Genomic DNA, 19612 nt, shown 5'->3' with positions numbered 1-19612 from the left:
TCGGGTCAGCCCTCCGAGGCCTCGGCGTAGGCCTGGCTGAGCTCGGGGGAGCCGGTCATCGCCCAGGAAACCCCCGATTCGATCACGTTCAGCTCCCGGCCGGAGGCCAGCCGGATCACCGGCTGGCCGTTGGGCCAGACCTGCCAGCCGGCGCCCGGGATGGTCCGGATGATCACGGTCCCGAGGTAGAAGCCCGCGTCGTTGCCGAGCCACGGCACGATCTCGGGATCCCGCCGCCAGCGCGGCATCAGCTGGTCGAGCGCCTCCAACGAGGCCTGGCTCTCGTCGAGTTCGAGCCCGGCCTGCCTCGCCTGGACGCGCAGCATCTCGCACTCCGAGAACAACTCGGCAACGCCCTCGGGATCGTCCGCGAGGGCGGCGGCGAGACCCGCGCCCTGTTCCGATTCATGCCGGTTCAGCCAGTTGTCCAGGAAAGGGATGTTCATACCGCCCAGCGTCGCACCAGGATCCGCCGCTGGCCACAGGGCGCGCCTGGGCGGAATCCACTGAGCCCTAGCTGTCGAGCGCCAGGTCCACGACGACCGGTGCGTGGTCGGAGGCGCCCTTGCCCTTGCGCTCCTCGCGGTCGACGTACGCGTCGGTGACGGCCTTGGCGAAGGGCTCGTTCCCGTACACCAGGTCGATGCGCATGCCCCGGTTCTTGGGGAAGGCGAGCTGGCGGTAGTCCCAGTACGTGTACGGGCGGTCGTACTTGAGGGGGCGCGGCACCACATCGGAGAGCCCGGCGGCCCGCAGCGCCTCCAGGGCGGCCCGCTCGGCCGGGGTGACGTGGGTGAGGCCCTCGAAGACCGCGGGGTCGTAGACGTCCTCGTCGGTCGGGGCCACGTTGTAGTCGCCGAGCACGGCGAAGGGGCGGGGGCCGGCCGCGTCCTCGGCGACGGCGGTGGTCAGGGCCCGGAACCAGTCCAGCTTGTAGCCGTAGTGGTCGTGCTCGACCTCGCGGCCGTTGGGCACGTACACCGACCAGAGGCGGACCCCGCCGCAGGTGGCGGAGATCGCGCGGGGCTCGTCGACCTCCTCGTAGAGGGGCCCGCCGGGCAGCCCCACGACCACGTCGTCCAGGCCGACCTTGGAGATCAGGGCCACGCCGTTCCACCGGCCGGTGGCGTTGACGGCCGACTCGTAGCCCAGCTCGCGCAGCTCGGCGTGCGGGAACTGCTCGGCGGAGCACTTGGTCTCCTGGATGCACAGGACATCCGTACCGGAGCTCTCCAGCCAGGCCAGCAGGCGGGGCAGCCGGGCGGTGATGGAGTTGACGTTGAACGTGGCGATACGCATGCGTCCCAACCTACCGCCCGGCACCGACAGTCACAGTTCTGTGGAGTCCCCTGCGGTGAGTCGGCCGTACTCGGCGCCGCCGAGGTTCCCGATCTGGGTGGCGTAGATCGGCAGCGCCAGGTCGGTCAGGCCCGCGTCGTGGATGGCGAGGGTCTGGCGCGGCTTGACCTCACGGACGTAGTCGATCACTTCGGCGATCTTGTTCCATGGCGCGTGCACCGGGAGCATCAGCGTCTCCACCTCCGCCCCGGGCACGGTCAGGGCGTCCCCGGGGTGGAAGAGCGAAGCGTCCACCAGGTAGCCGACATTGGTGATCCGCGGGATGTCCGGGTGGATCACGGCGTGCAGTTCGCCGTGCACCTGGACCTCGAACCCGGCGGCGGTGAAGGTGTCCCCGTGGCCCACGGTGTGCACCCGGCCCGGATAGGCGGGGGCCAGCTTCTCCGCGACGCTGCGCAGGGTCCACAGCTCGGCCGCCGGATTCGCGTCGAGGGCGGCCCGCAGCCGGCCCTCCTCGAAGTGGTCGGGGTGTTCGTGCGTGACCAGCAGGGCGTCCGCCCCGAGGCCCGCGTCCTGTTCGCTGAAGGCGCCCGGGTCGATGACGAGCGTGCGCCCGCCCTTCTCCAGCTGGACGCAGGAGTGCAGTCGCTTGGTGAGCTTCATGATCCCCAGGCTAAGCGGTCTCGGGGAAGTGGGGTGCGTTTCCGCGTCGTCCGGTGCGGTGCATCGCAAGGCGGAGCAGTGCCCTTGTACTGGACGTACTTGGGTGCTGCGACAACGCGGCGAGGTGCCGTGCCGGACGACGCGGGGACGTGCCCCAATTCCCCGAGACCGCTAGACCCGGAGGCCGGTGTCACGGGGTCGTCGTGGACACCACGTAGACCCTGGGGTGCTCCGGATCCGTCATGTCGACCGTGATGTCCCGGGTGGGGCGCGGGTCCGGCTGCTCCAGGGTGATCCCGTACCAGGTGGCCTTCGGGCTCCAGCTCCAGCCCGCGACCTCGGCGTCGTGCGGGGAGATCGCGACCTCGCCGGGGTTCAGCGCGGCCCGGCTGGTGCCGACGGAGGCGAGGAAGAGGTCCAGGTCCGCCGGGGTGACCGCAAAGGCGGTGAACAGCCGGCTGGTGCGCCAGTTGTTGGTCTCCAGGAACCCGACCCGCCAGGCCTTGTCCGGGATGGGGACCTCGTAGATGCTGCGCTGCACCTTCGAGGGCCAGCCGGGGCGCACCTTGGTGGCACCGATCTTCGCGGCCTTGTCGCGGCCGCTCTCGCGGCTCTGCTGGGTGGAGATCGCCAGGTAGCCCGCGGGTACGCCGATCAGCAGCACGATGATGATCGCGGTGATCCAGCGGCGCTTGACGACGTGCCTGCGGTCCTCGGCGGTGGGCCGCGGCGTGCCGCCCTCGTCGGGGGCGGAGGCCTGGCGGGGCAGGGTGGGCGGGGGTGTCACGCTTTCGGTTCCTGGTCCTCGGGGCCGGTGGTGTCGCGCCGGCCCAGCTGCTGCGCGTAGCGCTCGTACCGTTCGTAGCGCTCCACGCGGCGGCGGGTGGCGCGGCGGAAGCGGCGGGCGACCAGTCGGGCGAGGTCGGCCGCTCCGACCATACCCGCCTCCGGGCCGAGCTGGGCCTTCGCGATCCGGGCCTCGGGGCGGTAGCCGCGGCCGGTGAGGTGGCGGCGGAAGGCCTCCCGGGCCGGGCCGATCAGCAGGTCGTCGGCGGCGCTGACCCCGCCGCCGATGACGAAGCAGGAGGGGTCGAGGGCGGCGGCGAGGTTGGCGATGCCGACGCCGAGCCACTGGCCGATGTCCTGGAGCAGCTCCACGCACATCGCGTCGCCCTCGCGGGCCAGCTCGGTGATGAGCGGCCCGGTGATCTCCGAGACGTTGCCGCCCACCCTGGCGATGATGTTGTACGCGACCGGGGAGTCGGCGGCGGCCAGCTCGCGGGCCTCGCGGACCAGGGCGTTGCCGGAGCTGTACTGCTCCCAGCAGCCGCGGTTGCCGCAGGGGCAGCGGTGCCCGCCCGGGACGACCTGCATGTGGCCGAACTCGCCGGCGACCCCGTACCGGCCGCGCTTGACCTGGCCGCCTTCGAGGATGGCCCCCCCGATGCCGGTGCCCAGCGTGATCATGACGAGGTGGTCCTCGCCGCGGCCGGCGCCGAAGCGCCATTCGGCCCAGGCGGCGGTGTTGGCATCGTTGTCGACCATGACCGGGACCGCGAGCCGGGACTGGAGGGCGTCACGCAGCGGCTCGTCCCGCCAGGCCAGGTGCGGGGCGAACAGGACGCGCGAGCGGTCGGCGTCCACCCAGCCGGCCGCGCCGATGCCCACCGCGTGCACGTCGTGCCGGTCGGAGAGGTCCAGGACCAGCTCGACGATGGTGTCCTCGACGACCTTGGGGCTCTTGGACTTGTCCGGGGTCTCGGTACGGATCTTCTCCAGGATGATGCCGTCGGCGTCGACGACGCCGGCCATCACCTTGGTGCCGCCGATGTCGATGCCGACGGTCGGGACGCGCGGGGCGGTCAGGTGCGACCTCCGCTCGCGCGTGCCGACCGTGCGCAGCACAGTGGCCCGCGCCGAGCCGCGGCGCGGCGGCGTGAACCCCCGGTAGGTGCTGCTCATCGGTGTGCCGTCGTCTCTCTTGCTCATGCCGTGCCCGGCGCGGCGTCGTCGCCGCGGGGCGCGCGCCCGCCTGCGGCGGGGCCCTGGCCCGATTCTGCCACCCGCTCCAGTTCGTGGCTCAGTTCCTCCAGCTCCGAGCCGCCCGCCATCTGGCGGGTGAGCTCGTCGAGGCTGATCGAGTCGCGGGTGTGGCTGCCCGCCATGGTGCCGCGCTTGAGGAGGACGAAGCGGTCCCCGACCAGGTGGGCGTGGTGCGGGTTGTGGGTGATCAGAACCACCCCGAGGCCGGCGTCGCGGGCGGCGGCGACGTACTTGAGGACGACGCCGGACTGCTTGACGCCGAGGGCGGCGGTGGGTTCGTCGAGTACGAGGACCTTCGCGCCGAAGTGGACGGCGCGGGCGATGGCCACGCACTGCCGCTCGCCGCCGGAGAGGGTGCCGATGGGCTGGTCGACGTCGCGCAGGTCGATGCCCATGCGCAGCAGCTCGGCGCGGGTGGTCTCGCGCATGGACTCCACGTCGAGGCGGCGGAAGGGGCCGCGGCCCTTGGTGGGCTCGGAGCCGAGGAAGAAGTTGCGCCAGACCGGCATCAGGGGGACGACGGCCAGGTCCTGGTAGACGGTGGCGATGCCGCGGTCGAGGGCCGCGCGCGGGTTGGCGAGCACGGTCTCCTCCCCCTCGATCTCGAAGGAGCCGGCGTCGTGCCGGTGCAGCCCCGCGATGATCTTGATGAGGGTGGACTTGCCGGCGCCGTTGTCGCCGAGGACGCAGGTGATCTCGCCGGCCGACACCTCCAGGGAGACCCCCTGGAGCGCGCGGATGTTGCCGTAGTACTTGCTGACCTCGGTCAGCTTCACGAGTGCGGTGCTCACTTCTCCTCCGCCCGCTTGCGGACCCACGCGTTGAGCAGCGTCGCGAGCAGCAGCATCGCGCCGAGGAAGAACTTGAACCAGTCCGGGTTCCACTGGGCGTAGACGATGCCGTTGCTGGTCATGCCGAAGATGAAGGCGCCGACCGCCGAGCCGATGGCGGAGCCGTAGCCGCCGGTCATCAGGCAGCCGCCGATGACGGCCGCGATGATGTAGAGGAACTCGTTGCCGACGCCCTCGCCCGACTGGACCACGTCGAACGAGAAGAGGATGTGCTGTCCGGAGATCCAGGCGCACAGGGCGACGCCCATGTAGAGGCCGATGCGGGTCTTCACGACGGGCACGCCGGTCGCGCGGGCCGCGTCGGCCCCGCCGCCCACGGCGAAGATCCAGTTCCCGGCGCGGGTGCGCAGCAGGATCCAGGTGGCGACGGCCACCAGGGCCAGCCACCACAGGATGGTGACCTTGAGGGTGACCGAGCCGACGTTCCACTGCGAGGCGAAGAGCGCGCGGGCGGAGGGGAAGCCCTCCATGTCGGCGATGGTCTTGGTGGAGACCGATCCGCTGATCAGCTTGGTGAAGCCGAGGTTCAGGCCGGTCAGCATCAGGAAGGTGCCGAGCGTGATGATGAAGCTCGGCAGCTTGGTGCGGGTCAGCATGAAGCCATTGAAGAAGCCGACGGCCAGGGTGACGGCCAGGGAGACCAGGACGCCGACCCAGACGTTGGCGGTCATCTGGTAGCTGAACATCGAGCTCAGCAGTGCCGAGGTGGTGACCATGACACCGGCGGAGAGGTCGAACTCGCCGCCGATCATCAGCAGCGCCACCGGGACGGCCATGATCCCGATGGTGGAGGCCGAGTACAGGATCGTGCTGAGGCTGGAGGCCCGCAGGAAGCTGTCGGCGGCGAAGGAGAAGAAGACGAAGACGGCGGCCGCGCCGACGACCGCGCCGAGCTCGGGGCGGCCCAGCAGCCGGCGGATCACGTGGGTGGGCGCCAGCCGTTCGTCCGCGGTGGTCGCCGTGCTCATCGGCTGCCCCGCTTGATGAACTCCTCCAGCTTGGCGGCTTCGGCGCCGGTGACGATCTGCGGTCCGGTGAGGACCGGGCGGCCGCCGCCGAGCACGTCCGCGTTGTAGCGGTAGAGCCAGAGCAGGTCGACGGCCTCGTAGCCCTGGAGGTAGGGCTGCTGGTCGACGGCGAAGCCGAGGGCGCCGGACTTCAGGTCGCGGGCGACGGATTCGTTGAGGTCGAAGGTGTCCACCTCGGCCTTGCTCGCGGCCGCGTCCTTGGCCTTGATCGCGGTCGGGGCGAAGGGCGCGCCCAGGGTGAGGATCGCGTCGACGGAGGGGTCCGCCTGGAGCTTGGCCTGGATGGCCGCCTGGACGGAGGGCATGTTGGTGCCCTCGACGTACAAGTTCTCCATCGTGCCGGCGAAGGTCTTCTTGGCGCCCGCGCAGCGCTGCTCGTGACCGACGTTGCCCTGCTCGTGCAGGACGCAGACGGCCTTCTTGCGGCCGCGCCTGCTCAGCTCGGTGCCGACGGCCTCGCCCGCGATCTGCTCGTCCTGGCCGATGTGGGTCAGCGCCCCGTACTCGGCCGACTGGGCGGATCCGGAGTTGACCGTGACCACCGGGATGCCGGCCTTGACGGCCTTGGCGATGACGTCCTTGAGGGCCTCCGGCTTGGCGAGGCTGACGACGATCCCGTCGACCTTCTGGTCGATGGCGTTCTGCACGAACTGGGCCTGCTGCTGCGCCTGGTCGTCGTGGGCGTAGACGAAGTTGATGTTGTCCTTCGCCGCGGCCTCCTTGGCGCCCTTCTGGACGATGTCCCAGAAGGTGTCGCCGTCGCCCGCGTGGGTGACCATCGCGAAGGTCCAGCGCGGGGTCGACACGGCGGGCCGGCCTGCCGCCTCGGCCTTCGCCCGGTCCTCGGCGCGCTTGCCGCCCGTACTGCTGCAGCCCGCGAGCGAGGCCCCCAGTACCGCCGCGAGCACGGCGCCCACGACCCGTACCCCTGTCCGAACCCTAGCCACGTCGCCGCGCCGCCCTTCCCTCGTCCGTGTCGTCCGTCATCAAACGGTCATTCCGGTTCCAGCCGCCCAGTATCCGCCACAGTGGACCATGGAGGGCCATCGGGGCATGCGCGGGCAGATTGACAGGTCCCCCGTACGGGGTCACGTTGAGTGCATGCGCATCGGGCTCATCGGAACGGGCCGGATCGGCTCCTTCCACGCGGCGGCGCTGGCCCGCCACCCGGAGGCGGGCTCGCTCCTGCTCGCGGACGCCGACCCCGCGCGGGCGGCGCGCCTGGCCGACCGGCTCGGGGCCACCGCCGCGCCCTCCGTGGACCAGGTCTTCACCTGGGGCGTGGACGCGGTGGTCGTGACCTGCGCGACCGAGGGGCACGCCGAGCTGGTCGTACGGGCGGTACGGGGCGGGCTGCCGGTGTTCTGCGAGAAGCCGGTGGCCCCGGACCTGGCCCGCTCGCTGGCCGTGCTGCGGGAGGTGGAGGACGGCGGCGGACTGCTCCAGGTGGGCTTCATGCGCCGCTTCGACGCGGGCTACCGCACGGCCCGCGAGCTGGTCCATTCGGGCGCCCTGGGCCGGCTGCACACCGTACGGACGATGACGGCCGATCCGGCGCCGCCGACCGCCGAGTACCTGGCCACCTCCGGCGGGCTGTACCGGGACTGCCTGGTGCACGACTTCGACATGGTGCGCTGGGTGACCGGGCACGAGGTGGCGGAGGTGTACGCGGCCGGGTCGGACGCCGGTCCTGCGCGGTTCCGGGAGACGGGCGACATCGACACGGCGGCGGCCGTGCTGATCCTGGACGACGGGACCCTGGTCACCTGTACCGGGACCCGGTGCAACGGCGCCGGCTACGACGTGCGGATGGAGCTGGCCGGTGAGCTGGACCAGGTGTCCGCCGGGCTGGACGACCGTACGCCGATCGCCTCGACGGAACCGCACGGTCCGCCCCCGGCGAGCAAGCCGTGGACGGGGTTCCTGGAGCGGTTCGCCGCGGCGTACGAGGCGGAGCTGGCGGCCTTCGTCCGGCTGGTGCGCGGCGAGGGGGCCAACCCCTGCGACGGGCGCGAGGCGCTCGCCGCGCTCCGGATCGCGGAGGCGTGCGAGCTGTCGCGGCGGGAGCGGCGGCGGGTGCTGCTGGCGGAGCTGCCGGACGTCTGAGGCGGCCATGGCGGGGCTACCAGCGGACCGGTAGCCGCTTGACACCCCGGATCAGGGTGCCGGGGATCCACTCGCGGGGTCCCGCGTCGGGGTCCTCGTACAGGCGGGGGAAACGTTCCAGCAGGGCTCGGATCGCGATGCGGCCCTCCATCCGGGCGAGCGGGGCACCGAGGCAGAAGTGGATCCCGTGGCCGAAGGCCATGTGGTTCTGGCCGGTGCGGCGGATGTCGAAGACATCGGGGCGTTCGAACCGCGCCGGGTCCCGGTCGGCCGCGGCGAGGGCGACGAGGACGGCGGAGCCCTCCTCGATGAAGGTGCCGCCGATCTCGAGGTCGGCGCTGGCGAACCGGAAGGTGGCGCTCTCCAGCGGGCCGTCGTAGCGGAGCATCTCCTCCACGGCGCCGTCGATGAGCCCGTCCGGGTCGGCGCGCAGGGCCGCCAGCTGGTCGGGGTGGGCGAGCAGGGCCCGTACGCCGTTGCCGATGAGATTGACGGTGGTCTCGTGTCCGGCGACGAGGAGCAGGAAGGCCATGCCGACCAGCTCCTCCGGGGAAAGCCGGTCGCCGTCCTCGTCGCGGGTCCGGATGAGGGCGCTGAGCAGGTCGTCCCCGGGGGATTCGGCCTTGGCCTCGACGAGCTCGGCGAGGTAGCCGGACATGGCGCGCAGGGCGGCGGCTTCTGCTTCTTTGCTGGTGGGCGCAACGATCTCGGTGGACCAGTGACGAAAGGTGCCGCGTTCGAGGTCGGGGACGCCGAGGAGCTCGCAGATGACGGTCATCGGCAGCGGCACGGCGAAGTCCTGGATCAGATCGGCGCGCCGCCCGGGGGCCCCGGCCATGACCTCCAGCAGCTCGTCCGTCACCTCTTGCACGCGCGGGCGAAGGGCGTCGACCCGGCGGGAGGTGAACTCGCGGGCCACCAGTCGGCGCAGCCGGGTGTGGTGGGGCGGGTCGGATCGCAGCATGTTGGTGCTGACGCTGGTGGTCGTGCGGTCCGCGTAGAGGCCGGCGATCTGCCAGTTCTTGGAAACATCAGGGTGGGCGAGGGCCTGCCGGGCCTCGTCGTGGCCGACGATCAGCCAGATCTTCTCCCCGTCGGCGGTCTTCACCCGGTGAACGGGGCCGCTGGCCCGCAACCGCGCGTAATGCGGGTACGGATTCTCATTGAAGTCATCGGCGAGGTTGCTGAGGTCCAGAACGGGCATGGGGGCAGCGTAGGCCCGGAGTTGACCTTGAACAGGGCCCCGTTTCGGACAATCAGGCGGCGGCGCGGCGCCCCCACGCGGTCCCGGCCAGCACGAGGACCACGCCCGCGAGGCCGAGTACTCCGAGCCGCTCGCCGCCGATGGCGATACCGGCGGCCGCCGCCCAGAGCGGCTCGGTGCCGAGCAGCAGGCTGACGCGGGAGGGCGAGGTCCGCCGCACGGCCCACATCTGCACGAAGAAGGCAAAGAGCGTGCAGAAAACGGACAGGAAGGCCAGCCCCGCCCACTCACCCACCCCGAAGTCGGCGGCGACGGCCCAGGGACTGTCCCCGGTCCCGGGCACGGAGGCCAGCAGGACGAACACGATCACCGCACTCCCCAACTGCACGGTGGTCAGCGACAGCGAGTCGGCGTCCTGCACGGCCTTGATCCGCGCCATGAGCAGCACGTGCAGGGTCCGGGCGAGGGCGGCCCCGAGAATCAGCAGGTCACCGAGGCTGGGCGCGGTGAACCCACCCCCCTGCGTCAGCAGCACCACTCCCCCAACGGACAGGGCAGCGGCGGCGAGAAATGCCCCGGAGGGCGCCTGACGCCGCACAACGCCCTCAGCCAGCGGCGTAAAAATCATGGTCAAACTGATAATCAACCCGGCATTGGTGGCGGACGTGTGCACGACCCCGTAGGTCTCCAGCAGGAAGATCCCACCGAGCACGAGCCCCAGCACCCCGGCCCCACGCAGCTGAGCCGCACTCAGCGCCCGCAGCCGCGCCCACCCGGCGGCGACGAGCACGGGCAACACAAGCCCGAACCTCAACACGAGAACGGCAACGACGGTGTGCGTGGCGGTGATCCCCTTGGCGGCGAGATAGCTCCCACCCCACACAACAGCGACGCCCAGGACGGGCAGGTCGGCGAGCCAGGTACGGCGGGGAGCGGCGAGGGCGGGCGAGAGGGCAGTCACCGGCGTCTGTCTCCATCGGTGGTTCACGGGGTGGAGACATCGGCGGCTCGCACGGATTCAGCCCAAGCTACCGGAGCCGATCTCCCCCGGCGACCCCATTCCGGGCGCCCCCCCACATCCCCGTAGCATCAGCCACATGGCTGATCTCTACGCCCTGGACCTCGCCTTCGACCTCGTCGAGGGCACCCCGGAGGCCGTCCTCGCCGAGATCCGGCGCCAGCTCGCGCCGGACGCCGGCCTGCTGGGCGCCCGCGGCCCGGCGTGGCGCGTCGGGGGCATGCTCGTCGGCGAGTTCGCCCCGTCCCTGCGCGGGGGCTGGGCCCTGACCGCCCGCCAGGAAATCCACGAGGAACAGCTCCCAGACGTGGAGGACTTCCTCCTGACGGTCGCACCGCACATCCGCCCACCGGGCCCGGTGGGCCGCATCCGCCACTACGAGTACGAGTCCCCGGACCTCCTCGTCCTCCGCGAAGGTCGAGTGGTCCAGCTGTCCCTGGACCCGCGCTAGGCCGGATAAGGTGCCCGCGAAGTCAGGCCTGAGGGGGATCACGTTGGAGCGACGGAAGGTGATCGGGATCGGGGCGGCGCTGGCGGTCCTACCCGTCTGGTGGACCCTGCGCCAGGTGGTGAGCGGGGCCGAGGGGGAGGACTGGCACACCGACACCGCACCGCTGGAGCAGGCGTTCCCGCTGCTGGGCCCGCTCACCGACGCCAAGTGGGTGAGCAGCCGTGACAACGACCGGGACCTGCCGTCGCCGGAGCTGGTGATCTCGGGCTTCGCCCGGCTGGCGCCGGGGAAACTCGCCGAGCTGACGGCGGCCCACGCCTTCGTCACCGAGGGGCCGACCGACGACTTCTCCTCATGGTTCGAGAAGCCACTCAAGGGCAAGGGGCCGAAGAACCCGCAGTGGGTGCGGTCGCACGAGCTGGACCGCGACGGCAACGGCCACTCCACCAACCTGTGGTTCGACCGTCGCAGCGACACTGTCCGCTTCCGGGCACTCAACCCGTACGGCTAGGACGCGTATCAGCGGCCCGACGCGGTCGCCGGGGAAAGCCGGGGACAAGCCCTACTCGTCCTGCGGCAACCGCGTCGGCCTCCACTTCAGTCCGCGAACGACCCGAAGGTGGCCCGCCCCTTCGGCCGGTAGGTGTGGATGGCCGTCCCGGCCGAGGTGGTCCGCGAACCGACCACCTCGTAGGCGGTAGGCAGCCCACCGGTGGGAAAGAGCCGCCGCCCGGCCCCCAGAAACACGGGAAAGACCAAGAGATTCATCTCGTCGACAAGATCCCGGGCCAGCAGCCACTGCGCAAGCGCACCACTGCCGTGCACCTGCAACTCCCCCTCCAACTCGTCCTTCACCCGCACGATCTCGCTCTGCAGCTGCTCCCCGTCGAGCACGGTGACCGGCCCCCACTCCGGCTCCTTGAGCGTCGTCGAGGCGACGTACTTGGGCAGCCGGTTCAGCTTGCTCGCGACGGGATCGGCGGGATCGTCGTGCCGCGGCCAGTAGCTCGCAAAAATCTCATAGGTCCGCCGCCCGAGCAGAAACGCCTCGACCCGGCCGAACACCTCGGTGACGAACTCCCCCATCCCCTCATCGGCGAACGGCACCAGCCACCCGCCGTACTCGAACCCGCCACTGGGATCCTCCTCGGGCGCCCCGGGCGCCTGCATCACGCCGTCGAGGGTCAAAAAGGTGGTGAGTGTCAGCTTCCCCATGACTCCGCGCTCCTAGCTCGATGTTCCCCACACAGATCCAGACTCCCGGACCCCCTGAAACTCATCGGCGCGGCGCGCGAGAGCGTCGCGCCGGATTCCTGCCAGCGCGGGACGGTGGCGCCGGTGACCGGTGGGAGTCGGGGGATCGGGGCGGCGGTCGCGCTGCGGCTGGCCGCGGACGGGGCCAATGTGGCGATCACCTACGTGAACGATGCGGAGGCGGCCGCCGAGGTGGTCGGCAAGGTGGAGGCGCTCGGGCGGCGGGCCGTGGCGGTGCGGGCCGATGCGGGGGACGCCGCAGGCGGCCATGACGGCCCTGGGCCGCTTCGGTACGGCGTCGGAGGTCGCGGGCATGGTCGCGTTCCTCGCGGGGCCCGAGGCCGCGTACGTCACCGGCGCGGAGTTCGCCGTGGACGGCGGACACGCCGCCTGGCGGGTACGCCGCAGGGGCGCGCCGCCAAAGCGGTGCGCCCCTGCGGGTCGTGCGCGCCCCGGGGGTGTCGGCCCCCGGGGCAGTCGGCGGTGGACGGCGTCAGCCGCCCAGCTCCTGGTGGCGGGCGGTCAGCGCGGCCGCGCCGGCCTCCGTCAGGGAGCCGAAGAGGCGCAGGCGGGAGAAGCCGCCGTCCGGGAAGATGTCGATCCGGACGTGCGTGCCGACCGCCGGGGTGTCCAGCACGAAGCGGTGGTTCGTGTCGGGCTGCAGGCGGGTCCGGGGGAGGAACTCCTGCCACTCGCCCTCCTCGCCCGTCTTGATGGAGAGGGAGGCCCAGCCGGCCGAGTTGCCCTTGAGGTAGGCGGTGTCGATCTCCACCGCGCGGATCTCGGACTCCGTCACGAGCTGGTAGCGGATCCAGTCGTTGCCGTTGTCACGGCGACGGGCGGTCTCCCAGCCGTCGTCCATCTTGCGGGAGCGGCCCGGGTTGATGGTGTTGGTCGGCGGGGAGTAGAAGCGGTTGGAGGCGTCCTGGACGGAGCCGCCGTTCTCCAGTGCCACCACGTCGAAGGAGCCAAGGGCCGCCAGCCACGCCGGGTCCGGGAGGACCTCGCCGTAGACGCGCAGGCGGGCGATGCCGCCGTCGGGGTGCTGGTTGACGCGCAGGTGCGTGAAGCGCTGCTCGACGTCCACCTCGAAGCCGTTGGCCGCGTGGCCGCCGACCGGGGTGCGGGCGACCAGGGTCGTCCACTTGATGTCGTCGCCCTGGAGCTCCTCCGGGGTCGGCGCCAGGGCGCCCTCCCAGTTGGTGCCCTCGATGGAGACGGCCTGCGGCATGTTGCCGCGGAAGTGGGCGGTGTCCACGACGATGCCGCGGATCACGCCGGGGGCGCCCAGGCGCACCAGCGCCCAGTCGTGGTCCTCGGCGGTCGGCCAGGGCTGGTCGGCGGAGACGCCGCGGCGGCGGCGGGTCTCCCAGCCGTCCATGATCTTGCCCTTGTGGCCGAAGTGCTCGGGGTCGAAGTGACCGGCCTCGGCGATCAGCAGGTTCTCGCGCTGGGCGAAGAACTCGTCGTTGGCGGCGATGACACCGGCGCCCAGCTCACGGGCGGCGAGGTTCGCGTACTGGGTGAACGGGAAGTCCGCGGTGCGGTAGTCCGCGTACGGGTCGCCGCCTCCGTACGGGTTCGCGTTACCGGTGAAGGAAGGAATCGCCACTGTCAGTTCTGCCTTTCAAGGAGGAGGCCCGTGGGCTCGGTCGGGGTGCCGTGGTCGGCGATCTGCGTGCCGCGCAGCCAGGTGGACTTCACGACGCCGTGCAGGGTCTTGCCCGCGTACGCCGTGACCTGGTTGCGGTGGTGGAGCTCGGCCGGGTCCACGGTGAACGTTTCTTCAGGCGCGAGGACCGCGAAGTCGGCGTCGCGGCCGACCTCGATCGCGCCCTTCTGCGCCAGGCCGGCGAGGGCGGCCGGGGCGGTGGACATCCAGCGCGCGACCTCTTCGAGGGTGCGGCCGCGCTTGCGCGCCTCGGTCCAGATGGCCGGCAGGCCCAGCTGGAGGGAGGAGATGCCGCCCCAAGCGGTGGCGAAGTCGCCGGTCTTCAGGTCCGCGGTGGAGGGCGAGTGGTCGGAGACGATGCAGTCGATGGTGCCGTCGGCGAGCGCGTCCCACAGGACGTCCTGGTTCGCGGCCTCGCGGATCGGCGGGCAGCACTTGAACTCGGTGGCGCCGTCCGGGACTTCCTCGGCCGTGAGGGTGAGGAAGTGCGGGCAGGACTCGACCGTGATCTGCACGCCCTCGGCCTTGGCCGCGGCGATCAGGGGCAGCGCGGAGGCGGAGGACAGGTGCAGGACGTGCACGCGGGCGTTCAACCGCTTCGCCTGGGCGATCAGGTTCTGGATCGCGGTGTTCTCGGCGTCCTGGGGGCGGGAGGCCAGGAAGTCGGAGTACTTGGGGCCCGGGTTCTGCGGGGCGGACTCCAGGTGGTGCGGGTCCTCGGCGTGCACGATCAGCAGGCCGCCGAAGCCGGTGATCTCGGCGAGCGAGGTGGCCAGCTGCTCCTGGTCGAGCAGCGGGAACTCGTCGACGCCGGAGGGCGACAGGAAGCACTTGAAGCCGTAGACGCCGGCGTCGTGCAGCGGGCGCAGGTCCTTGACGTTGTCCGGCAGGGCGCCGCCCCAGAAGCCGACGTCCACGTGCGCCTTGGTACGGGCGACCTCCTGCTTGACGCGCAGGTTGTCCACCGTGGTGGTCGGCGGGAGCGAGTTGAGCGGCATGTCGAGGATGGTGGTGATGCCACCGGCCGCGGCGGCACGGGTGGCCGTCCAGAAGCCTTCCCACTCGGTGCGGCCCGGGTCGTTCACGTGGACGTGGGTGTCGACCAGGCCGGGGAGCAGGACGTCGTCACCGAAGTCCTGCAGCCGGGCTCCGGCCGGTACCTCGGCGTCGTGTGCGAGCACGGCCGTGATCTTCCCGTCGGCGACGGCCACCGAAGCGGCGCGCGTCCCCTCGGGGGTGATGACGCGCGTCGAGCGCAGTACCAGTTCCACAGCCACGTCGGCCACCGGAACCTCCCCATCTACTTCCACAGAGCGAAATTCAACGTTCTGTTGACGGAGTCTTCACCCCCGATCCGGGGCCAGTCAAGAGCGCCCGGACGGACCACTGACACACCGACACCGCAATTGGATGTTTCCACAGGATGGAATTAAGATTTCACTATCCAGAATGTAGCTACCACCACGGGGGACCGGGGAGGTAACTTCCCGAGGACGTCCGCCACCAGGACAAACCGCCTCTGACCGGCGGGGACGGCGTCGCCCCGGCTCTAGGGCCGACGCCGACCGACCGGTAGGCTGCTTCCTTGCCTGCCAGCACCGAAAGGACCGCGCCGTGCCGACGTCCAGCGCCAGCACCACCGACGCTTCCGCCAAGCCCACCGCCGCCAGCGGTGGCGTCCAGTCCCTTGAGCGCGCCTTCGATCTGCTCGAACGCATGGCCGACGCCGGGGGCGAAGTGGGCCTCAGCGAGCTCTCCGCCGCCAGCGGACTGCCGCTGCCGACGATCCACCGTCTCATGCGCACGCTCGTCGCGTGCGGCTACGTACGCCAGCAGCCCAACCGACGGTACTCCCTCGGCCCCCGGCTGATCCGCCTCGGGGAGTCCGCGTCGCGCCTGCTCGGCACCTGGGCGCGCCCCTATCTCGCCCGTCTGGTCGAGGAGACCGGCGAGACCGCGAACATGGCCCTGCTCGACGGGGACGAGATCGTCTACGTCGCCCAGGTGCCCTCCAAGCACTCCATGCGCATGTTCACCGAGGTCGGCCGCCGGGTGCTGCCGCACTCCACCGGCGTGGGCAAGGCGCTCCTGGCCTACACCCCCGCCGAGGAGGTACGGGCCCTCCTGGCGCGCACCGGCATGCCGGCGGCGACCGAGAAGACCATCACCACCCCCGAGGGCTTCCTGGACGCGCTGGAGCAGGTCCGCAAGGTGGGCTACGCGGTCGACGACAACGAGCAGGAGATAGGAGTCCGCTGCCTCGCCGTGTCGGTGCCGAACTCGCCGACCGCCGCCGCGATCTCCATCTCGGGCCCGGCGGGCCGCGTGACCGAGGCGGTCGCCGAGTCCTTCGTGCCGATCCTCCAGGGTGTCGCCGCCGAGCTGTCGGTCGCGCTGGCCAACCAGAGCCCCGCGTAACGCACGCACCTGCCTGAGCAGCCCCTGTGCCCCGCCGGATCCGTCCGGCGGGGCACAGTCGTGTGTACGGGCCGCCCCTGGCCGGGGAGGACGGCGTACGCCGACCGCCGCATCTGCGCTGGCGGGGCCGGGGCGGGCCCGGCAGCGTGGTGCGCCCGGCCCGTTTCCCGCCCCCAGAGGTCCGCTCATGGCTTCCGACCCGCTCACGGCTCCGAGCGCACCGAGCCCGGCCACCGGGCGACCGCGGCCGTCGCCCGCCGCTCCCGGGGACCGGCGCGATCTCGTCCTGCTGGGGGCCGTCCCCGCCGTGTACGCCGCCGTCCAGCTGGTCCTGGCCGTCCCCGGCACCGGGCTCGCCTGGGACGAGACCGTCTACGTCAGCCAGGTCGCCCGCGACGCCCCCGCCGCGTTCTTCAGCGCCCCGCGCGCCCGCGGGATCAGCTGGCTCGTCGCCCCCGTCGCCGCCCTCACCCCGTCCGTCCCGGCCCTGCGGATCTACCTGGCCCTGCTGTCGTCCGGCGCCCTGCTGCTCTCGCTCCTGGTCTGGCGGCGCCTGCTCCCCACCCCCGTGATCGCCCTCGCGGGGGCCCTGTTCGCCGGCCTGTGGACGACCCTCTCGTACGGGCCGCAGGCCATGCCCAACCTCTGGGTGGCCTTCGGGGCCCTGATCGGCGTCGGCTGTTTCCTGCGGGCCGCCAGCGACGGCGGCGACCGGCGCGCGCTCGCCGGGCTCGGCGCCGGGATCGCCCTGGTCGCGGTCATGCGCCCCGGCGACGCGATCTGGCTCGCCCTCCCCCTGGTCTGCGCCGCGGTGGCCGTCCCCCACTGGCGCCGGCCCGTCCTCCCTGTGGTGATCGCGGCCGGTGCCGTCGTCGGATGCGCGCCCTGGGCCGTCGAGGCCCGGCTGCACCACGGCGGCCTCCTCGCCCGTCTGCACCGGGCCGGTGAGATCCAGGGCGGCCTCGGCTGGAACCCCGCCTTCGCGGACCACCTGCGGGCCCTCGGCGGCCGCACCCTGTGCCGCCCCTGCGACGTGTCCCTGGAACAGCCGGTCGCCGTACTGTGGTGGCTCGCCCTCCCGCTGCTCACCGCGGGCGGGCTGGTCCACGCGTACCGCGCCCGGCGGCTGCGCACCCTCCTGGTGCCCACCGCGGCCGGGCTGTCGGTGGCGGCCCCCTACCTGCTGCTGGTCGGCTACGCGGCCCCGCGCTTCCTGCTGCCCTCGTACGCGCTGCTCTCGCTGCCGGTGGCGCTGTGCCTGACCCGGCTCTACGCGGGGACCCGCGCACGCCCCCTCGCCCGCACCGCCCTGTGCCTCGTGCTGGTCGCGCACCTCGCACTCCAGCTGGCGATCACGGCCGCCGTGGCGGCCCGCAGCCGGGCCACCGACGCGGCGTTCACCGCCGTGGCGGCCGACCTGCGCGCGCAGGGGCTCGTGCCGCCGTGCCTGGTCGGCGGCGAGGAGGCCGTCCGGGTCGCGTTCCGCGCGGGATGCGCCTCGCGCCAGGTGTACGGCGGCCATGACGGCAGCATCACCGCAGCCGGGTTCGCCGACCTCGCCCGCACCCGGCCGACGGCGGTCCTCGTGGCGGACGACGCCCCTCCGCCGCCCTGGGCCGGGGGCTGGCACGCGCGCCCCCTGCCCCCGCTCCCGGAGCTGCGCGGCCTGCGCGCCTACCTGGCCCCTTCCGTCCGCCCCGCCCCCTGAACCACCGGGGCCTCGGTCAGGCGGCCGTCGGCCATGGTCGCCGTGCGGTCCATCCGCTCCAGGTGGGCGTGGTCGTGCGTGACCAGCACCGTGGCGGTGGAGCGCTCGCGCGTGAGCGTGACCAGCAGGTCGAGGACGGCCGCGCCCCGCTCGTGGTCGAGGGCGCTGGTCGGCTCGTCGACGAGGAGCACGGCGGGCTCGTTCATCAGGGCCCGGGCGATGTTGATCCGCTGGCGCTGACCGCCGGAGAGCTGGTGGGGCCGCCTGTCGGCCTTGTCCGCCAGCCCCACCGCGTCCAGCAGCTCCAGCGCGCGCCGGCGCAGCGCCTTGGAGGGGCGGCCGGAGAGGTGCGCCATGACCTGGAGCTGCTCGGCGGCGGTGAGCGAGGCCAGCAGGTTCGGCTGTTGGAAGACGATGCCGATCTTCTCCCGGCGCAGGGCCGACTTCTCCGCGGCACCCAGCCCGGAGGTGTCCTGGCCCGCGACGACGACCCGGCCCGAATCCGGGGTGACCAGGGTGGCGGCCACCGCCAGCAGGCTGGACTTGCCGGAGCCGGAGGGTCCGATCACCGCCGTCAGCGTGCCCGCGGGCACCTCCAGGCCTACCGAGTCGAGGGCGGTGAGCCGGCCGTCGCCGTCCGGGTAGGTGAGGGTGACGTCGTGGACGAGGAGGGTCATCGGGTGCTCCCGAGGGCGGTCAGCGGGTCTACGGCGGTGATCCGCCGGATGGACAGGGCCGCGCCCAGCGCGCCCAGCACGATCATGATCGCGGCCGGCACGAGCACGGTGGCGGCGTCGAGGACGAAGGGCACGTCACCGCCGCTGATCAGCACGCCGAAGCCGGCGGCGAGCGCGGTGCCCACCCCGGTGCCGATGGTCAGCATGACCACGGCCTGGCCGAGGGCGTCCTTGAGCAGGTACGGGGTGGAGGCACCCAGTGCCTTGAGGACGGCGATGTCGCCGCTGCGCTGGATCGTCCACACGGTGAAGAAGGCGCCTATCACCAGGGCCGAGATGGCGAAGAGGAAGCCGCGCATCAGCTGGAGCGAGCCGTTCTCCGCCTGGTACGAGCCGATGGCTCCCAAGGCCTCGTCGACGGTCTGGGCCTTGGTGCCGGAGGCCTTCTCGGCGGCGGCGAGGTCCAGGCCGCCGCCGTCGGACGCGGTCACGGCGACGACGGTGGCGAGGGTTTCGAGGGAGGTGCCGGGGTTGCCGATGCGCTGCCAGTCGTTCAGGTCCATCCACACGACCGGGGTGTGGCTGTAGGCGGCGGTGCCGGACACGGCGGCCACGGTCAGCTCCAGCGGGCCGATCTTGAGCTTGGCGCCGGCGGTGAGCCCGCCGAGCTCCTTCGCGGCCTTCTCGGTGAGGACCACCCGGCCCTGGCCGAGGCCGCCCGCGCGCGGGCCGAGCCTGCCGGCGGGGTCGACGCCGAAGACGGAGACGGCCGCGGTGCGCTCGCCCGCGGCGGCGTTGGTGGTGCGGATGCCGAGCGGCTCCGCGGAGGCCACCCCGGGCCGGGCGCGCCAGGCCTGCCAGGCGGACTCGGGAACCTGGGAGTTGGTGAAGGACACCTTCTGGTCACCGGCGGGGGCGGCGAAGGCCAGGTGTGTGGCGGGCAGACCGGTGATGGCCGAGATGTTCTCCCGGGCCAGGCCGGAGGTGAGCCCGGACAGCAGGCCGACCAGCAGCGTGATGAGCAGTACGACCGAGCCCATGAGGGCGAACCGGCCCTTGGCGAACCGTAGATCTCTCCATGCGACGAACATGATCCCCACCTTGGTCTTCCGCGTGGACACAAGGCATCGCGCCACGGTGGCGATCCTCGTATCGAAGGGCGCAGGCGGACATCAAACTTTTGGTTGACCGGGGGCGGTCGGGGCCGACTTACGCTGGTC

Annotated in this window: 20 protein-coding genes and 1 pseudogene; 6 read left to right on the top strand and 15 right to left on the bottom strand. The window is 72.1% G+C overall.

Annotation, left to right across the window (positions count from 1 at the left end):
* Nucleotides 1-5: 5 nt before the first annotated feature.
* The 8 genes from ACGFYU_RS16100 to ACGFYU_RS16065 form a co-directional block, all read right to left on the bottom strand.
* Complete coding sequence (locus ACGFYU_RS16100; RefSeq protein WP_393827900.1) at nucleotides 6-446, bottom strand: DUF6278 family protein; 441 nt, start codon at nucleotides 444-446, stop codon at nucleotides 6-8.
* A 67-nt stretch (nucleotides 447-513) separates the two neighbouring features.
* Nucleotides 514-1299, bottom strand: a complete 786-nt coding sequence (locus ACGFYU_RS16095; protein WP_393827899.1) for an exodeoxyribonuclease III — start codon at nucleotides 1297-1299, stop codon at nucleotides 514-516.
* 30 nt (nucleotides 1300-1329) lie between these two features.
* Entirely contained in the window at nucleotides 1330-1962 is a 633-nt protein-coding gene (locus ACGFYU_RS16090) for an MBL fold metallo-hydrolase (protein ID WP_393827898.1), read from the bottom strand.
* A gap of 190 nt (nucleotides 1963-2152) precedes the next feature.
* Nucleotides 2153-2749 carry a hypothetical protein gene (locus tag ACGFYU_RS16085; RefSeq protein ID WP_393827897.1) on the bottom strand — a complete coding sequence of 199 codons (597 nt, stop codon included), beginning with the start codon at nucleotides 2747-2749 and terminating at the stop codon, nucleotides 2153-2155.
* Complete coding sequence (locus ACGFYU_RS16080; RefSeq protein WP_393827896.1) at nucleotides 2746-3924, bottom strand: ROK family glucokinase; 1179 nt, start codon at nucleotides 3922-3924, stop codon at nucleotides 2746-2748. Before ACGFYU_RS16080 ends, ACGFYU_RS16085 begins: the two co-directional genes overlap by 4 nt.
* A 23-nt stretch (nucleotides 3925-3947) precedes the next feature.
* The gene (locus ACGFYU_RS16075) at nucleotides 3948-4796 is read right to left on the bottom strand and encodes an ATP-binding cassette domain-containing protein (RefSeq protein WP_393827895.1); all 849 of its coding nucleotides are present in this window, start codon (nucleotides 4794-4796) and stop codon (nucleotides 3948-3950) included.
* Nucleotides 4793-5824, bottom strand: a complete 1032-nt coding sequence (locus ACGFYU_RS16070; protein WP_393827894.1) for an ABC transporter permease — start codon at nucleotides 5822-5824, stop codon at nucleotides 4793-4795. Before ACGFYU_RS16070 ends, ACGFYU_RS16075 begins: the two co-directional genes overlap by 4 nt.
* Nucleotides 5821-6801, bottom strand: a complete 981-nt coding sequence (locus tag ACGFYU_RS16065; protein ID WP_393827893.1) for a substrate-binding domain-containing protein — start codon at nucleotides 6799-6801, stop codon at nucleotides 5821-5823. Before ACGFYU_RS16065 ends, ACGFYU_RS16070 begins: the two co-directional genes overlap by 4 nt.
* A 184-nt stretch (nucleotides 6802-6985) precedes the next feature.
* Between ACGFYU_RS16065 and ACGFYU_RS16060 the strand changes: the two genes are divergently transcribed.
* Complete coding sequence (locus ACGFYU_RS16060) at nucleotides 6986-7990, top strand: Gfo/Idh/MocA family oxidoreductase (RefSeq protein WP_393827892.1); 1005 nt, start codon at nucleotides 6986-6988, stop codon at nucleotides 7988-7990.
* A gap of 16 nt (nucleotides 7991-8006) precedes the next feature.
* On the opposite strand, the gene ACGFYU_RS16055 is transcribed toward ACGFYU_RS16060, so the two are convergent.
* Together ACGFYU_RS16055 and ACGFYU_RS16050 are read right to left on the bottom strand one after the other, a co-directional pair.
* Complete coding sequence (locus tag ACGFYU_RS16055) at nucleotides 8007-9194, bottom strand: cytochrome P450 (protein WP_393827891.1); 1188 nt, start codon at nucleotides 9192-9194, stop codon at nucleotides 8007-8009.
* A gap of 52 nt (nucleotides 9195-9246) precedes the next feature.
* Nucleotides 9247-10155, bottom strand: a complete 909-nt coding sequence (locus ACGFYU_RS16050) for a DMT family transporter (protein WP_393827890.1) — start codon at nucleotides 10153-10155, stop codon at nucleotides 9247-9249.
* Between the two features lie 136 nt (nucleotides 10156-10291).
* Here ACGFYU_RS16050 and ACGFYU_RS16045 point away from each other — a divergent pair, with 136 nt between their 5' ends.
* Nucleotides 10292-10663 (top strand): hypothetical protein, encoded by a 372-nt coding sequence (locus ACGFYU_RS16045; RefSeq protein ID WP_393827889.1) that lies wholly within the window; start codon nucleotides 10292-10294, stop codon nucleotides 10661-10663.
* Between the two features lie 43 nt (nucleotides 10664-10706).
* A complete protein-coding gene (locus tag ACGFYU_RS16040) occupies nucleotides 10707-11174 on the top strand; it encodes a hypothetical protein (RefSeq protein ID WP_393827888.1) in 468 nt (155 codons plus the stop codon).
* Between the two features lie 86 nt (nucleotides 11175-11260).
* Here the strand turns inward: ACGFYU_RS16040 and ACGFYU_RS16035 are convergent, their stop codons facing one another.
* Nucleotides 11261-11878, bottom strand: a complete 618-nt coding sequence (locus ACGFYU_RS16035; protein ID WP_393827887.1) for a dihydrofolate reductase family protein — start codon at nucleotides 11876-11878, stop codon at nucleotides 11261-11263.
* A gap of 114 nt (nucleotides 11879-11992) precedes the next feature.
* Here ACGFYU_RS16035 and ACGFYU_RS16030 point away from each other — a divergent pair.
* Nucleotides 11993-12308: pseudogene (locus tag ACGFYU_RS16030) on the top strand (SDR family oxidoreductase); the annotation flags it as partial.
* A gap of 102 nt (nucleotides 12309-12410) precedes the next feature.
* On the opposite strand, the gene alc reads toward ACGFYU_RS16030, so the two are convergent.
* Nucleotides 12411-13529, bottom strand: coding sequence for an allantoicase (alc, locus tag ACGFYU_RS16025; RefSeq protein ID WP_393827886.1), 1119 nt, complete (start codon nucleotides 13527-13529; stop codon nucleotides 12411-12413).
* Nucleotides 13530-13531: 2 nt separating this feature from the next.
* Nucleotides 13532-14866, bottom strand: a complete 1335-nt coding sequence (allB, locus tag ACGFYU_RS16020; RefSeq protein ID WP_393828038.1) for an allantoinase AllB — start codon at nucleotides 14864-14866, stop codon at nucleotides 13532-13534.
* A gap of 337 nt (nucleotides 14867-15203) precedes the next feature.
* Here allB and ACGFYU_RS16015 point away from each other — a divergent pair, with 337 nt between their 5' ends.
* Nucleotides 15204-16007 carry an IclR family transcriptional regulator gene (locus tag ACGFYU_RS16015; protein WP_393827885.1) on the top strand — a complete coding sequence of 268 codons (804 nt, stop codon included), beginning with the start codon at nucleotides 15204-15206 and terminating at the stop codon, nucleotides 16005-16007.
* A 187-nt stretch (nucleotides 16008-16194) separates the two neighbouring features.
* Nucleotides 16195-17715, top strand: coding sequence for a hypothetical protein (locus tag ACGFYU_RS16010; RefSeq protein ID WP_393827884.1), 1521 nt, complete (start codon nucleotides 16195-16197; stop codon nucleotides 17713-17715).
* On the opposite strand, the gene ACGFYU_RS16005 is transcribed toward ACGFYU_RS16010, so the two are convergent.
* Both ACGFYU_RS16005 and ACGFYU_RS16000 read right to left on the bottom strand, forming a co-directional pair.
* Nucleotides 17682-18392: an ABC transporter ATP-binding protein gene (locus ACGFYU_RS16005; protein WP_393827883.1), complete on the bottom strand. Its 711-nt coding sequence runs from the start codon at nucleotides 18390-18392 to the stop codon at nucleotides 17682-17684. The genes ACGFYU_RS16010 and ACGFYU_RS16005 overlap by 34 nt on opposite strands.
* Nucleotides 18389-19483 carry an ABC transporter permease gene (locus ACGFYU_RS16000; RefSeq protein ID WP_393827882.1) on the bottom strand — a complete coding sequence of 365 codons (1095 nt, stop codon included), beginning with the start codon at nucleotides 19481-19483 and terminating at the stop codon, nucleotides 18389-18391. The genes ACGFYU_RS16005 and ACGFYU_RS16000 overlap by 4 nt, the downstream gene beginning before the upstream one ends.
* Nucleotides 19484-19612: the final 129 nt, after the last annotated feature.

This window comes from Streptomyces sp. NPDC048337, assembly GCF_043201175.1.
GTDB lineage: Bacteria > Actinomycetota > Actinomycetes > Streptomycetales > Streptomycetaceae > Streptomyces.
The sequence above is the reverse complement of the archived record's forward strand: the minus strand, read 5'-3'. Positions and strand labels throughout refer to the sequence as shown.